Source organism: Pseudomonas sp. B19125 (assembly GCF_044218855.1).
GTDB classification, from domain to species: Bacteria; Pseudomonadota; Gammaproteobacteria; order Pseudomonadales; family Pseudomonadaceae; genus Aquipseudomonas; species Aquipseudomonas edaphica.
This window is the reverse complement of sequence record NZ_CP162589.1, coordinates 3,223,885-3,238,840: the sequence shown is the minus strand read 5'-3', so window position 1 is coordinate 3,238,840 and position 14,956 is coordinate 3,223,885. Positions and strand designations below refer to the sequence as shown.

The 14,956-nt window shown below is 62.1% G+C and carries 15 protein-coding genes; 2 read left to right on the top strand and 13 right to left on the bottom strand.

Features of this window, described 5'->3' with window-relative positions:
* The first annotated feature begins 80 nt into the window (after positions 1 to 80).
* Complete coding sequence (locus tag AB4P96_RS14855; protein WP_017139633.1) at positions 81 to 1,889, top strand: monovalent cation:proton antiporter-2 (CPA2) family protein; 1,809 nt, start codon at positions 81 to 83, stop codon at positions 1,887 to 1,889.
* Positions 1,890 to 1,961: 72 nt separating this feature from the next.
* Positions 1,962 to 2,519, top strand: a complete 558-nt coding sequence (locus tag AB4P96_RS14850) for a hypothetical protein (RefSeq protein ID WP_017139634.1) — start codon at positions 1,962 to 1,964, stop codon at positions 2,517 to 2,519.
* Between the two features lie 134 nt (positions 2,520 to 2,653).
* Here the strand turns inward: AB4P96_RS14850 and AB4P96_RS14845 are convergent, their stop codons facing one another.
* The 13 genes from AB4P96_RS14845 to AB4P96_RS14785 all read right to left on the bottom strand — a co-directional run bounded on the left by AB4P96_RS14845 (position 2,654) and on the right by AB4P96_RS14785 (position 14,909).
* A complete protein-coding gene (locus tag AB4P96_RS14845; RefSeq protein ID WP_017139635.1) occupies positions 2,654 to 3,373 on the bottom strand; it encodes an alpha/beta hydrolase in 720 nt (239 codons plus the stop codon).
* A gap of 11 nt (positions 3,374 to 3,384) precedes the next feature.
* Entirely contained in the window at positions 3,385 to 4,140 is a 756-nt protein-coding gene (cobF, locus tag AB4P96_RS14840; RefSeq protein WP_017139636.1) for a precorrin-6A synthase (deacetylating), read from the bottom strand.
* Between the two features lie 9 nt (positions 4,141 to 4,149).
* Positions 4,150 to 4,740: a histidine phosphatase family protein gene (locus tag AB4P96_RS14835; protein WP_170039751.1), complete on the bottom strand. Its 591-nt coding sequence runs from the start codon at positions 4,738 to 4,740 to the stop codon at positions 4,150 to 4,152.
* 105 nt (positions 4,741 to 4,845) lie between these two features.
* Entirely contained in the window at positions 4,846 to 5,826 is a 981-nt protein-coding gene (locus tag AB4P96_RS14830; protein ID WP_017139638.1) for a LysR family transcriptional regulator, read from the bottom strand.
* A gap of 53 nt (positions 5,827 to 5,879) precedes the next feature.
* On the bottom strand, positions 5,880 to 6,821 hold the full coding sequence (locus AB4P96_RS14825; protein WP_177032456.1) for a peptidylprolyl isomerase: 942 nt from the start codon (positions 6,819 to 6,821) through the stop codon (positions 5,880 to 5,882).
* Positions 6,818 to 7,297 carry a YbjN domain-containing protein gene (locus tag AB4P96_RS14820; protein ID WP_170039719.1) on the bottom strand — a complete coding sequence of 160 codons (480 nt, stop codon included), beginning with the start codon at positions 7,295 to 7,297 and terminating at the stop codon, positions 6,818 to 6,820. The genes AB4P96_RS14825 and AB4P96_RS14820 overlap by 4 nt, the downstream gene beginning before the upstream one ends.
* 19 nt (positions 7,298 to 7,316) lie before the next feature.
* A complete protein-coding gene (locus AB4P96_RS14815) occupies positions 7,317 to 7,946 on the bottom strand; it encodes a DNA repair protein (protein ID WP_169986393.1) in 630 nt (209 codons plus the stop codon).
* 18 nt (positions 7,947 to 7,964) lie between these two features.
* Positions 7,965 to 9,665, bottom strand: a complete 1,701-nt coding sequence (locus AB4P96_RS14810) for a putative porin (protein WP_099549255.1) — start codon at positions 9,663 to 9,665, stop codon at positions 7,965 to 7,967.
* 42 nt (positions 9,666 to 9,707) lie between these two features.
* Positions 9,708 to 10,409, bottom strand: a complete 702-nt coding sequence (locus tag AB4P96_RS14805) for an energy transducer TonB (protein WP_099549254.1) — start codon at positions 10,407 to 10,409, stop codon at positions 9,708 to 9,710.
* A 3-nt stretch (positions 10,410 to 10,412) separates the two neighbouring features.
* Positions 10,413 to 10,838, bottom strand: a complete 426-nt coding sequence (locus AB4P96_RS14800; protein WP_395600956.1) for an ExbD/TolR family protein — start codon at positions 10,836 to 10,838, stop codon at positions 10,413 to 10,415.
* 11 nt (positions 10,839 to 10,849) lie between these two features.
* On the bottom strand, positions 10,850 to 12,649 hold the full coding sequence (locus AB4P96_RS14795; protein WP_395600955.1) for a DUF2341 domain-containing protein: 1,800 nt from the start codon (positions 12,647 to 12,649) through the stop codon (positions 10,850 to 10,852).
* Between the two features lie 23 nt (positions 12,650 to 12,672).
* Positions 12,673 to 14,253 (bottom strand): ShlB/FhaC/HecB family hemolysin secretion/activation protein, encoded by a 1,581-nt coding sequence (locus tag AB4P96_RS14790; RefSeq protein ID WP_017139646.1) that lies wholly within the window; start codon positions 14,251 to 14,253, stop codon positions 12,673 to 12,675.
* Positions 14,254 to 14,315: 62 nt separating this feature from the next.
* Complete coding sequence (locus AB4P96_RS14785) at positions 14,316 to 14,909, bottom strand: transposase (RefSeq protein ID WP_017139647.1); 594 nt, start codon at positions 14,907 to 14,909, stop codon at positions 14,316 to 14,318.
* Between the last annotated feature and the right edge of the window lie 47 nt (positions 14,910 to 14,956).

Genomic DNA, 14,956 nt, shown 5'->3' with positions numbered 1-14,956 from the left:
GACATAAATACAAGTTTCCAAATGTAAAAAAGGCGCTAATAACGCCCTGTTGATTCGCTTTAAAGATCTGGGAGATCTCAATGCCCCATGAAGGCAACCTGTTACAAGCAGCCGTGGTGTTCCTGCTCGCCGCTGTGTTGACCGTGCCTTTGGCCAAGCGCCTGCAATTGGGCGCCGTGCTGGGCTATCTGTTTGCCGGTGTGATCATCGGCCCGTCCGTGCTGGGCCTGGTGGGCAACCCGCAGAGCGTGGCGCAATTTTCTGAACTGGGTGTGGTGTTGCTGCTGTTTATCATCGGCCTGGAGCTGTCGCCCAAACGTTTATGGGTGATGCGCAAGGCGGTGTTCGGCGTCGGCCTGGCCCAGGTGGTGCTCACCGGCGTGGTGATGGGCGTGGCGGCGCTGTGGCTATTTGGTCAGCCGTGGAACAGTGCAATCGTGCTGGGCCTGGGCCTGGCGCTGTCCTCCACTGCCTTTGGCCTGCAAAGCCTGGCCGAACGCAAGGAACTCAACCAGCCCCACGGGCGCCTGGCCTTTGCCATCCTGCTGTTCCAGGACATCGCGGCGATCCCGCTGATCGCCATGGTGCCGCTGCTGGCCGGCAGCGATCACCCGACGACCGAAGCCCAGGGCGTGCAACACGTGCTGCAGATACTGGGCAGCATCGCCGTGGTGATCATCGGTGGGCGCTACCTGTTGCGCCCGGTGTTTCGCATCGTCGCCAAGACCGGCCTGCGCGAAGTGTCCACCGCCACCGCGCTGCTGGTCGTTATCGGCACCGCGTGGCTGATGGAACTGGTGGGTGTGTCCATGGCCCTCGGTGCCTTCCTCGCCGGGCTGCTGCTGGCCGATTCGGAATATCGCCACGAGCTGGAATCCCAGATCGAGCCATTCAAGGGCCTGCTGCTGGGCCTGTTTTTTATCAGCGTGGGCATGGGCGCCAACCTCAGCCTGCTGCTCAGCACGCCGTTGATGGTGATCGGGCTGACCTTGCTGCTGATCGGCCTGAAACTGCCGCTGCTGTACGCCGTGGGCCGGCTGGTGGGTGATCTCAACCGCGAAAGCGCCTTGCGCCTCGGTATCGTGCTGGCGGCGGGTGGTGAGTTTGCCTTTGTGGTGTTCAAGATCGGCCGCGACCAGGGCCTGTTCGAGCCGCACCTTTACGATGTGCTGGTGCTGACCATCACCTTGTCGATGGCGGTGACGCCGCTGCTGTTGCTGGTGTGCCCCAAGCTGTTCAAACACAAGGCCAAGACCGTGGAGGTGCCGGAGGAATACCGCACCATCGAAAGCGATGCGCCCCGCGTGGTGATCGCCGGCATGGGCCGTATGGGCCAGATCGTCGCGCGGATCCTGCGCGCGCAAAACATCTCGTTCATTGCCCTCGACACCTCGGTGGAAACCATCGAGCTGACCCGCAGCTTCGGCGGCATGCCGGTGTTCTACGGCGACCCGCAGCGCCCGGAAATCCTGCATGCAGCCAAGGTCGACCAAGCCGAGTTTTTTGTGATCGCCATGGACGACCCGGAAATAAATATCAAGACCGCCGCCCTGGTGCGCAGCCTTTATCCGCACATGAAAATCATCGCCCGCGCACGTAACCGCCAGCACGTTCACCGCCTGGTCGACCTGGACGCCTCGCCGGTGCGCGAGACCTTCTACTCCAGCCTGGAAATGAGCCGTCGCACCCTGGTCGGCCTCGGCTTGAGCCAGGCCCAGGCCGATGCACGCATTGATCGATTCAAAAACCACGACCACCAGTTACTCGCCGCTCAACACGCGGTGTATGACGACGCGGCCAAAGTATTGCAATCGGCCCAGGAAGCCCGCACGGAACTGGCGCGGCTGTTCGAGATGGACCGGCTTCAAGAGGAGTCCGACAAGGTGTGAACTTAGGGATGAACGATATTGCGAAATTTCTGACAGAATATGCCGCAATTTCGTTCATCCCTGGAGCGTTTCATGGCCACTTTCACCAAGACCGCCGTCCTGCTGGCCCTTGCGCTTACCGCCGGTAGCGTGTTCGCCGCCAGCAAGTCCCCTGCCACCCAGACCATCTCGACCTTGGGCGGCAAGTTCACCTTCAACCTGCCCAAGGCTTTCGTCGCTGACACGTTGCCGACTGGCAAGGTCGAGGATGGCACCGCCGACACCCAAGGCACGCTGTACGCGAACTCGACCACGAAAAGTGTCGTGATCGTCGCCGAAACCGTGCGCAACGATGGGGCAACCATCAAGGACAATGACCCGCAGTTTCTCGATGGTGCCGTGGCGGACTTCGTCAAGGACCAGAGCGCTGCCCTGCCCGACTTCAAGAAGCAAAACGAGAAGAAGCTGACCTTCAAAGGCCTGGGCCTGCGCCAGGTGGACAGTACGGCGACCCAAGGCGGTGGCAAGACCCTGAACTCCACATTCCTCGGCGGTTCGGGCAACCATCTGCTGGTGATCCAGGCGATTTCGCGGGCGGATGACGTGAAGGGGCATGCTGAGCTGGTGAAGCAGATTACCGGCGGCAAGTAACCTGGTTTAACAAACAACACACATCAACTGTGGGAGCTGGCTTGCCTGCGATAGCTATTTACCAGTCGACCTATTGGGTGACTGATACACCGCTATCGCAGGCAAGCCAGCTCCCACATTGTTTAACCGCGTTTTTACTTCAAACTATTTTCCAGCCAGGCTTTGAGGTCCTGTATTTCAGCCGCGCTCACGGTATGCGGCATGCCCATATACCCATGAAACTCAGGCTTCAGCCCCAGCCCCAGCAACACCTCATTGGCGCGGGTGGCCGACGCATACGGCAGCGCCTGGTCCAAGGTGCCATGGCCGATAAAAATCGCCAGCTTATTCAATGACTCATCAGGCTTGAGCTCAGCCTTGAGCACCGGCAACACGCTGCCACTCAGCGCCGCAATCCCGCGCACCATGGCAGGCTTTCGCAAGCCCACCTCATACGCCATGATCGCGCCCTGGCTGAACCCCACCAGGAACACCCGATCGCTTTGAGTGTGGTACTTGGCCGTGGCCTTGCTGACAAAGTTTTCAATCAGCTGGGCGCTGCGCTGCAAATCCGCCGTCTCGCCGTCGTAATCACCCTCCCCAGGCTTCTTGGCAAACCAGCGATAACCACTGGGGTCCACCGGCATCGGCGCGCGGGCCGACAAATAGGTCCAGGTGGACGGCAACGCGTCCTTGATGCCAAACAAGTCTTCTTCGTTGCTGCCAAACCCGTGCAGGAAGATCACCAGGGGTTGGTTGCGCGCATCACTCTGCGTCTGCTCCAGGTAGGCCAACGGCAAGTCCGTGTGCAAGGCATCATCGGCGTGGGCGGCACCGGCGACTAACGCCAGCGCCAGGGCGAACAGTTTGAACATGGGCATCAACCTCAGGGTTTGCGCAACAGATACGTGTCCATGATCCAGCCATTCTCCAGGCGCGCAGCCTTGCGCACCCGTTGGATTTCGTCGGCCACTTCACTGACTTTGCCGCTGATCAGTATTTCATCCGGGGTGCCCAGGTAGGCTCCCCAGTAAATATCCATATCCTGGTCGGCCACAGTGCGGTAGGAGTCCTCGGCATCAAGCATCACCACCAAGGTATCGGCATCACTTGCCTGCCCCGCCGCCAGCCGGCGCCCGGTGGTGATCTCGATCGAGCGGCCGATACGGTTGAGCGCCACCTTATGCTGAGCCGCCAGGGCCTGCACGCTGGTGATGCCGGGGATCACTTCGAACTCAAACTCACAACGGCCGCTGGCCAGAATCGCCTGCAGGATGCGGATGGTGCTGTCGTACAGCGCAGGGTCGCCCCACGCCAGGAAAGCGCCCACTTCACCGTCGGCCATTTGCTCGTTGATCATGCGCTCGAAGGTCAGCTGCTTGTCGCGGTTCAGGTCCTGCACGGCGGTGGTGTAGTCGATATCACCGCGCACGCGCTCGGGGCAGTCGGCCTCGACGAAACGGTAACCGGGCTCGGTGATGTAGGTTTCGCAGATCTCACGGCGCAGGTCGATCAACTTGTCTTTGCTCTGGCCCTTGTCCATCAAAAAAAACACGTCGGTGCGGTTCAGCGCCTTTACGGCCTGCATCGTGATGTAGTCAGGGTTGCCGGCGCCAATGCCGATGATCAGGATGCGTTTCATGGGGTGCTCTCATTGCGGGGCGTGGATTTTGCCATGTTCATGGCACTCGGCGTGAGTTTCCAGGCGCAGGCGCCATACAGTGTTGAAGCGCAGCTCGGTGGCGGACAGCGGCTCGACGTCGATCAAGTAGAACTTCGAGAGGGGAAATTGCATGACGTACAGCAAGGCGGCACGGATCACGAAGGGGTGGGTGACGGCCACGACATGGCCGGGGTGGCTTTCGAGGGATTTGATCCAGTGCCCAACCCGCGTGCAGAGCTGCTCTACCGATTCACCGCCATGGGGTGCGGCGGCGCTGTCGGTCATCCAGGCCGCCAAGGCGTCGGGGGCCAATTGATCGATGGCCTGGCCTTTCCAGGCGCCGAAATCAACATCACGCAAAGCATTTTCGATCTGCGCGTCGGCACCGAACAGGCCCGCCGTCTGACGGCTTCTGGCCTCGGGCGCGCTGACTAACCGCATGGTTTTCTTGAAACGCCCGGCCAGGGATAACGCCGCTCCTTGCCAATCCATCGCGACAGACTCGTCATCGGGAAAACGCCCGTGCTTTTGCAGCGGCGTGACGGCATGGCAAATCAAGGTCAACCGGGTGGCCTGCATCACTCTTCACTCTGTTTCATGGCGCAGTCCGCGGAGACTGGCGAGGTTGTCTCGATATATTACAACACACATGAAACAGGATGCCTCTCGGTACTCAGCAGCCCGTCAATCAAACCACTCCCGCCGCCCTTCAAACGTCCCCACAATCAGCTCCACCACCATCCGCACCGCTTCAGCATCATGCGCCTGGGCATTCACCGCCAGCCACACCTGACGCTGCATGGTCTCGCCCATCAACCCGGGCAACGCCACCAACCCACGGTCGAAGCTGCCCATGTAGTGCGGCAGCAGGCCAATGCACGCGCCGCAACGAATCATCTCCAGCATCAGCGAATAGGCCTGCACTTTCACCACCGCCGCCAAGCGCTGTTCGACCACGCTGTTCCAGGGTTGCAAGGCCTCGACCTGCACATCCGGCTGCCACTGCACCAGCATGTAGTCATCCAGGTCTTCCACACTGTCCGGGCGCGTGGTCAACCGCGAATAGCGCTTGGCGATATGCGGCAAATACTGCAAAAGCGCCAGGCGCCGCGGCGGCTCGGTGGCAAAACTCGGCCCAGGTACCGGCCCGTCGGCATCCGACAGCCATAACACCACGTCCACATCCACCGCCTGCAACGACAATTGGCTGTCGATGGAGATGATCTCCAGACGCACACTGGCATTGCGGCGCAACAACGCGATCAGGTCGCGGCCGAGGATGTCATGCAGGATCGGCTCAGCAACGGCCAGGCGTATCAGCGGCTGTTGCACCATCACCGGCAGGCGCCGCTCGCGAGCCAGGCTCACCAGTTGCGCTTGCAGTTGCAAGCCGTCGCGGCTCAGCGCCAAGCCATTGCCTTGATAGCTGAACAGTGAACGGCGCAGTTGCTCTTCCAACTGCGCCAGGCGCTTGCGCAACAGCGTGGCCTTGATATTCAAACTGCGCGCGGCTTGCATAAAACAGCCACACCGCGCGCTGACCAAAAAGTAGCGCACCACCTCCGGCTCGATCTCCTCTGCCAGGGCCAGCCAGGCGCTGCGCGGCTCGTTTGGCGCGCGATAGGCTGCAGCCCCCTGAGGGCCGGACGGTTCTAAATATGCCATGGGAGACTCCCTGTCGTGTCGGTCGATACATCCAGTGCCAAGCCAGGCCGGTGTTATTCCAGCACCTTGTTCAGCTCGGCACCGTCAATGCTCAAGGTCGCGGTATTGAGCATGCCTTCCAGGTAGGCCTTGGCGATCTGTTCCTGGCGTTGGGCGCGCAAGGCTTGGGTGAGGCGTTCGCGCAGCTCATCTAGGCTGGCGGTGCGTGCCGGTTGCTGGCCGGTCAGTTTGAGCACATGAAAACCGGCCGCGCTTTGCAGCGCATCCGACACCGCGCCGACTTTGAGGCGCGAAACCACGCCACGTACTTCCGGTACCAGTTGCTGCAACGGTTGCAACCCGGAGTCACCGCCTTGTTGAGCGGTGCCAGGGTCCTGGGAATATTGTGTGGCCAGGGCGGCAAATTCAGCCGGTGCAGCCTGGGCCTTGCGGCTCAGTTCCTGGGCCTGGCGGCGCACGCTGTCGAGGTTTTGCGGGTCATTGACGGCGAGGAAAATCTGGCTGACCCGGTACAACGGCGGCGTCACCCATTGGGCCTTGCCGCTGTCGTAGGCCTGCTGCAATTCAGCTGCGCTGGGGTAGTCGGCCGGCACTTGGCTGACCGACAGCATGTAGTCACGGAACACTATCTGCTCAGTGGCGGCGCGGGTCTGCTGCTCCACCTCCGGGCGCTGGCGCCAGCCCTGGGCATCCGCCTGTTCGAGCACGGCTTTTTGCGCCAGGCGTGAACGAATCCAGGCTTCCAGTGCGCCACGGTTGCCGCGCAGTTGTTCGCGGGTTTCAGCCGGCAAGCCGGCCAATACGCGTTGCAGTTCAGGCAGGTCGATCTGCTGGTTACCCAGGCGCGCCACCGCCGGGCCTGCGCCTTCGGTGTTCACGCCCGGCGCCGGCTGCTGAGCGGCGACCGGGTCAGCACCCGGTCGCAGACTCAACCCTATCGCCACGACCAGCAATGTCAGCGCACCGGCGCCGACCAGCAGGGTTGGTTTTTTCACAGGACAGGCGCCTCTTCATCCACTGGCGCAGCGCTAGCCTGGGCCTGCAATTGCGCGGCTTGCTGGCTGTAATCGCGCAGGTACACGATAAATTCCTGCAGCAGTCGGTCCCACAATTCCAGTTGGCTGCGCAGGTGCGCGGCGCCCACGCCGGCCACCACCACGTCCATTTCCATCAGCAAAAATTCACCCTGCAACGACAGGCGGGCAAAGCGCCGCGAGGCGTTCCACACCTCGGCCAGCCCCTTGGGCAGTTCACCTTGTACTCGCAGCGCGCAGCTGTAGGTGAAGTCCACGTAGCTGCCCTGCTCGGCCGCCGCGTTACCAAAACGCACGGCAAAACCGATGCCCTGGCTGGCGCTGAGCAGTTGCACGATGCCGTTCTGTTCGGTCTGGTTGACCCGGTAGCCGGCTTCCTGCAGCAACTCGGTGAGGCTTTGCGGGGTGACGCTGGAGATCAGTTGAACATCGCTCATAGTGTCTCTTCCTTGTTGATCATTGATTAAGGGCGGTGTGCGGAGCATCAAACCGATTAAGGTATAGCTCATCTCCAAAACCCTGGGCCAGTTCCTCGAACTTGACCCGCGCGCTGCTGGCGAACGGCTGGCGGATGCTCATCACCTCGGCCACGTCGATTTTTTCGTAAGCCGCCAGCAGTTGCCGGGCCACGCCGTACATCTGTTGATTCTTGGCTGAACATTGCTGCACTTGTGTGTCACGTTCGCTCAGTTGCGCCTGCAGGCGGGCACGTTCGGTTTCCTTGCCCTTGGCCAAAACCAAGAGCTCGTCATAGGCCTTCTTGAACTTGCCGATCTGTTCATTGCTCGCCGCCACCTGGGCTTGCGCCTGGCTGTGCAGGCTCTGTTGCTGGCCGGCCAATTGCTCGGCCGCACCCCGGGCCTTTTCCAGCTCGGCCGTCAATTGCTTGATCTGCGCCTGGGCCTGCTTGGCCTGTGCTTCGGCGGCGATACGCGCGGCACTGGCCTGGGCCTGCTCGCTTTGCAACGCCTGCAACTGTTGGGTAGTGCTACGCAGTTGAGTGCGCAGGCGCTCCTCCATGCCTTCGGCCGAAGCGCCCGTGGCCACCAGCACCAGCAACAGCCCGCCTAAGATTCGCGTGTTCATGTGGCATCTCCCTGCGCATCAAAAGCGCGTGTTGAGTTCCAGTTGCATCACATCCACTTCAAACGGCGCGCCATACACTTCGGAGGCGCTCAACCAACGGGCGCTGGCGTAAATGTTCTTGTCGATGCCGTAGTTGCCGCCCACGAAATAGCCCTTGGCGTTGGTGCCGCCCAGGTGAAACGAGGAATCATTGAAGCCATCCGGCAAGGCGTCGGGCTGGATGTATTTGTAGCCGGCCAACAGGTTCCAGTCGCCGCGCTTGCGCATCTCGAACGCGTTGCCGAGGGTGAACTGCACCATCGCCGCATTGCCGCCGCTTTCAAACTGGCCCTTGCTGTTGATGTTGTTGACGATCTGGCCTTCGCTGCGCTTGAGCATCTCGCCCTTGTCGTAGGCCAGGTTGTGGATGTAGTTGCCTTGGGTGCGCAACTTGAAGTCGCTGGGCAGCTCGGCGTCCCAAGCCAGGTTCAGGTCGAGCACGTCGAACTTGGAGGCCAGGCCCACAAACTGCGGCTGCGGGGTCAACCCAGGTGTGGCCGGGTTGGGGGTGATATCGCGCAGCAGGAACACGCTGTTGCCCTTTTGCATGAAGGCCAGGCGCGAGCCGTCGCTGTCGCAGGCGGGTTGGCCGGCCCACGGCCTGCACGGGCTGGAGCGTTGGCCTTCGATATCGTCGAAGTGGTAGTACGCCATCGCACCCTTGAGGCTGTTGCTGCGGTTGATCTTCCAGTTGGCGCCAACCTGGCCGCCGAACAGCCATTTGGTGTCGCTGTCTTCCTTGTCGAAACCGTTGCTGCTGGACGCGTCGGAGGTGTACTCCACGGGGAATACGCCGAGGGTGCCGAATACGCCCCACTCGCTGTTCAGCGCATGGTTGAAGTTGGCCGCAATACCATCGAAGTTCAGGTCCGGCGAGTACAAAATGTCGGTGGAATAGAACGGGTTGGCGAAACGCCCGGCGGTGAGGGTCACGTCCGGGGTGGCTTTCCAGCTCAGGTAACCCTGGTCGAGCCAGATGTCCTTTTTACCGAAGCCGCCGCCCAGGGTCTGGGTGGTGGACACCGGGTTATTGTCCGAGCCGGTGCCGATGCGGATACCGGCGGTCCACTCCGGCGTAATCAGCGCTTTCATGCCCAGGCGAGCGCGCAGGCGAAACAGGTTTTCGCGGTCTTTATTGGCGTTAAGCAATGGCGGCAACTTGGTGTTGGTGTCTTTGTTGACGTCATACGGGCCGCTTTCATTGAGCTTGGCGTAGTCGACGATTTCGTTGCTGTTGTTGCCCGAGAAGTAGCGCGACTCGTCACGCAGGCGAATATCGCCGTCGAAGCTGACACGCGACACCCAGTCCGGGAAAGTATTGGGCTGCGCCCAGTTTTCCTGCTTGGCGGTGGCCATGACTTCGGCCTTGACCTGGTCACGGATCTGGTCACGCACCGCTTGCGGCACGTACTGCACGCGCACATCACCAGGCGCCGCCGTCGGGCCGCTGGCAACCACCGGCGCAGCAGCGGCTTGCCGGGCCTGCTGGGCTTGTTGTTCGGCCTGGGCGATCAGCCCGTTGGCGGCGTCCTGGGTCAGCACACCTTGCTGCACCAGCAGGCGGATCAGGTTGATCGTGACGTTTTCCGACGGTGCAACCGGGGCAGCCGTCGCCTGGCCAACCAGGGTCGCGATGACCATGCCGACCGCCAGGGTCAGTCGATTCACGGGGGAAATCATGTATACGCAACTCCTGTAAAAACCTGCAAGAAATGGGTGTGATCAATCCGGGCGTCGGCCCTTGAGCGACAGGCGCACCGGCATCGTCACGGCTGCTGGAACGCGTTGTGTGGCATGGGTTGCACGCAAGGCGGCGAGCACTTGCGCGTCGGTCTCGGCATCGCCGCTGGACTTCACCAGCTCTGCACGCACAACCTCGCCTGCGGCGCTCAGCCACAAATCGGCCTGCACCGCATACGCCTTTTTGCGTAACTCGGGGTCATCCCTCAGCAGCCGTTGAAACAGCCCCGCCAGGTACTGTTTGTAGGTGCCGGTGCCCAAGCCGCCGCCACCGGAACCGGCCATGCCGCCGCCCTTGCCGGCGCCGATGTTGAACGCGTCGTTGCCGGACTGCGCATCGCCATCGATCTGCATCGGGTTGGCCAAGTCATCGGCGGGCGAAGGCGGGGCTTCTTCCGCCGGCTTAACCTCTTCGGGCTCAGGCGTGGGCACCGGCTCCGGGATTTTTTCTTCAACCTTGGGCTCGGGCTCCTTGGGTTTTTCCGGTGGTGGTGGCGGTGGCGGCGGCAACGGGATAATGGTCGGCACCTTCGGCGCTTCGCGGCGCACGCCACTCATGTCATTGGCCCACTGCCACAGGAACCAGGCCGCCAGGGCGGCCAGCAGCAGGCCAGCGCCCCACTTCAGCGGGCGCAGCAGCTTGTTCTTCACGGGCATGGGCGGGATCGGCATCTGTGCGGTCATGGTTCAACCCTGGCTCGGCTTGCCGGTGACCAGCCCGACCTGGGACAGCTCCAGCCGGCGCAGCAAGTCGAGCACCTCGATCACCTTCTGGTACTGCACCATGGCGTCGCCGCGCACAATCACCGGGAAGTCCGGGTTCTGCGCCTTCTCGATGCGCAGGCGCTCCTCCAGCTCGCCCAGCGTCACCGGGTAGGCGTCGAGAAACACCTGGCCGCCGTCGTTGACGGAGATGGCCTTGGTCTTGGCCTCGGACAGCGATACCGAAGCACTCGCCTTGGGCAAGTGAACCTGGATACCCGACACCTGGGCGGTGGCGGTGAGGATAAACATCACCAGCACCACCATCAGCACGTCCACCAGGGGCGTGATGTTAATAGTGTCGACAGCGGCGTCATCGTCATCGTCGTGGGCGGCATTTACGGAAGCCATGCTGATTCTCCTCAGGCCGGAACGGAGGCGTGGTGGCCGCGCGAGTGGGCGGCTTCACTGAACTGGCTCTCGCCGTGCATTTCCGCCAGGCGGGTGATGAACTCATCGACAAATACGCGCATGTCGGCGCTGACTTCCTTGTTGCGCGTGATCAGGCGGTTGTAGCCAAACAGCGCCGGGATCGCCACGAACAGGCCCATGGCCGTGGCCAGCAAGGCGGCCGCCATGCCGGGGGCGATGGCATTGATGTTCACGTCACCGGCCATGGCCGTGCCGAGGAACACCACCATGATCCCCAGCACCGTACCCAGCAGACCGATGTAAGGGCCGCCGGCGATGGCATTGGAAAGGGTCGACAATTTGGAGCTCAGGGCCTGGTTTTCGCGAGTACGCACGCCGTCCATGGAGCAGCGGATTGCTTCGATGGTGGCCGCCGAAACCGATGAGGTATCTGCGCCCTGGGCACGGCGGGTGCGGATCTCCTTGACCGCCACCAAGTACAGGCGCCAGAGCGAAGAGTGGCCCAGGCGCTCGGCCAGCTGTGCGTCATCGGCATACATTTCCAGGCGGGTGCCGATCTGCGCAAAGTGCTCACGGAAGATCTCGTTGGCACTGCTCACGCGGCCGACCTGACGGTTCTTGCGCAGCATGATGAACCACGACTGAATCATCATCGCCACCAGCACCAGGATGATCACCCAGGCGTCAATCGGCACGGCCTTGAGCAAAAAGCCCAGGCTGCCGAAACCGAAGCCCGACTGTTCTTCATCCACGCCATACGCCACCAGCTTGGATTCGGCGCCCTGGGCGCTCGCATCGGCCAGCAGCAACGCAGCCGGGCGCGACACTTTCGACAGGCGCAACTCATCCATGGCGCCAGCAAACGGCAGGTGCGTACTGCCCGCCTCCGGCACATCGGCACCGATCGCCGTCTGTGTAGTGAAGGCCGGCACGGCCACGGCCAGGTTCGCGGTTTCACGGCCATTGACGTACAGCGCGACTTTTTCGCCCTCGGCGGTGAACGCCAGGTGTTGCCACTGGCCCGGGTTCAACGGTTGGGTGGAGACCGCGCGCTGGCCGTCGATTTCCACAAACGGCGTGCCTTGGTTCAAGCCCAGCAACAGGCTGTGGGGGCCATCGCGACGGGCCAGGACGATTTGCTCGCCACTGGCCTGGTCCAGGCGCAGCCAGGCACTGAAGGTCAATGCACTGCCGGCGGCGTGTTGCAGGGATGGGCTGGCCGGCAGCATCAGCGGCTGGCCGCCAAACTGCAGGGCGCGGCCGATCACCCCATCGATGCTGGCGCCGGTGGCGTTCAGCGCGGTGTTGCTGTAGGCCGTGGTGTCCCGGGCCGGGGTGCCGTTGGCCCCGTCAAAATGGTAGACGGCAGTGTAGTTCGGATCGAAGGTCAGTTGGCCGTTGGCGATGGCCGGGGCTTTTTGATTGCCGTAGTACATCCAGATTTCCTGGCGCTGGCCGCCTTCGACCTTGGGCACGTCGACCCAGATCAGCGCCATGCCCATCAGCGGGTCGAAGCTTTCGACCTGGTGATTGAACACGGTCTTGTCATCGGCGCTGACAAAGCGCAGATCACTGCCATCCTCCTTCACCCCATCGAAGGTGAAGTTGCCGGTGTGCAGACGCACCAGCAGCGCGGTGCGGCCCAGGGCTTGATTGATGGCCGCGCCTTGGGCGGTGGTGTCCACGGTGATCTGTTTGCGGTAGTGCCAATCGTCCTGCCACCAGGCATGGGCGGTGGCCGGGAGCGCGAAGCCCAGGCAGATCAACAGGCTCAGAAATAGGCGTTGCATGGTGAAATCTCCGGGAGAAAGGGTCAGAAAGTCGCCTGCACACTGAAGTGCAGTCGCGAGTCCTGTTTCTGGGTGTTCGGTCCATCGAGCAGCGGGTAGCCCCAGTCCAGGCTGCCGGATAACCATTTGCTCAAACTGGCGCGGGTGCCGAGGCCGACACTGGCCAGGCTGTATTCGTCTTCTTGCTCGGCCAACGGCTTTTGCAGGCGCAGGCGCGCGCCTTCGGCGAACGCGTAGAAGCGCCATTCCTGCACGTAGCTGCCAAGAAACTTGGCCAATGAGGGCGTGCGCATTTCCTGGGAGAACAGGAGGCCCTCGTCCCCCGTGCGCTCTGCCGCCAGGTAGCCGCGCACCGAAGTGGCGCCACCGGCGGAATACTGCTCGTTGGACACCAGCGGCCCGGAGGCCAGTTGGAAACCGCCCTTGGTTGCCGATTGCCAATCACTGGCGAAGGTGTAGGTGTACGTCGTGTCGCCTTTAAGCACCGCAAAACTCGGGCTGGCCTTGTAGCGCTTGTATTCGAATTCCTGGGCATCGCTGCCGTAGCCGAAGAACGCACGGGTGCCGACCACCAGGTTCAGGCCCAGGCTGAGGGCCGATTGCTCGCTGTAGCGATAGCCGTTATAGCCGAAGGTGAACGGCGCATATTTGAGCGGCACCTTGTCGGCATTGCTGCCCAATTTGAGCTGCTCGTCGAAGTCCTTGAAGTCCACGCCGAAGGAGAACGAATTGGCCCAGTTATCACTGGCCGGCAGGTTGTAGATCGCCGACACACCGTAGGAATGGCCTTTGCCCAAGACGTTGCTGCCGCCGATGGTGGCGATGTTGCTGTCGGACTGGTAGCCGGAGAACTGCAAGGTCCAGCGCTCATCCAGCGGCGCGCTGTAGGAACCCGACCAGACCTTGGCATTGCTGCTGTCCTGGGGCGCGGTGAAGTAGGTCAGCGAGATGCTGTGGCCCAGTTGCCAGAGATTGTCGTAGCCCAGGGTCGCCACCGTGCGCAGCTTCTCGGTGTCGGCGCTGTAGTCGTTGTTCAGGCCGATGCTGGCGTGCCAGGGGTTCTGGTCTTCCACTTGCAGGTCCACGTCCATGGTGCCTGGCCGCGCGCCTTCGCGTACCAGCGGCGTGACCTGGCGCCCGACGCCCCGGTTAAGCCCGGCGAGCTGGGTTTGCACACTGGCAAAATCCGGCACCGCGCCCTCCTTGAGCGCCGGCACGTCTTCGCGAATTTCCACCGGCGAATAGTGTTTGGCGCCGACCACGCGCACGCGGCCGACCTTGGTTTCGCTGACTTGCAGGTAGACGATGCCGTCATCGACCTTCTGCTCCGGCAGCTCCACAAACACCGACTGATAGCCACGTGCCTGGTAGATCTTTTGCAGCGCATCGCGAGCGCCTTCGATATCACCGAGGGTCTTTTGCGGGCCCAGGAACGGGTACACCGCTTCCTCGATGGCCGCCGCATCCAGCACGGTATTGCCGCGCACGAAATATTCGTTGACGTCGACCCGCCGCGCTGCGCCCTCCTCCTCGGCCAGCGCGGGTTGGGCCAAGGCCCCCAGCGTCAGGCACAGCGCCAGCGTTGACTTGAACAGATGCTCCACACTGCCCCCTGGTTGTCTAAAAAAGTTGCGCGCCTTCACCGATTGCACGGCGTTCGGCCTGCTCAATTGCTGGTGGTCGAAAGATGGCTGTGCCGGGCCAGCCAGGTGTGCAACAAGGCGAAGTTCAGTGAGAACTCCGGCATGTGCAGCAAGGCGCCACAAAACACTTCACCGATGATTTTCTGGATCAATTGCACCGCCTGCGGGTTGTTCAGCAGGCTGGCGATGTCACGCTGCAGGGCGTGCAGGCTCCACACCTTCTGGGTCAGGTCGAGGCCGACAAACCAGCGAAACAGCAGGTTGTAATTGAGCTGCTCGTGCAGTTGCTGTTCGCTGGGCACCGAATACAGCAGCTGCAGCAACAGGATGTGCACCACGGTGTGCGGCGCGATCAACATGCCCGGCTCGGGCTGGAGCCAGTCGCGGTACTGTTCGAGCACGTCGTCGATCTGCGGGCGCAACAACACCAGCGAGTGGCCCGCCGGAATGTAGCTGGAGACTTCCTTCAAGGCGCCTTGCCAATCGTCCTGGGAGACGATCCACACCCACGGCGCGCCGTAGCGGTATACCGAAACCGGCTTCTTGCGCGCGGCTTCGACGATCTTCGACAGGCGCTGATCGAGCTCCTGCATGCCCACTTTCGAATAACGTTCCATAGTTCCCATTGCCCCACTCCTGGCGTCCTGCTGACGGCTTTGGAGGC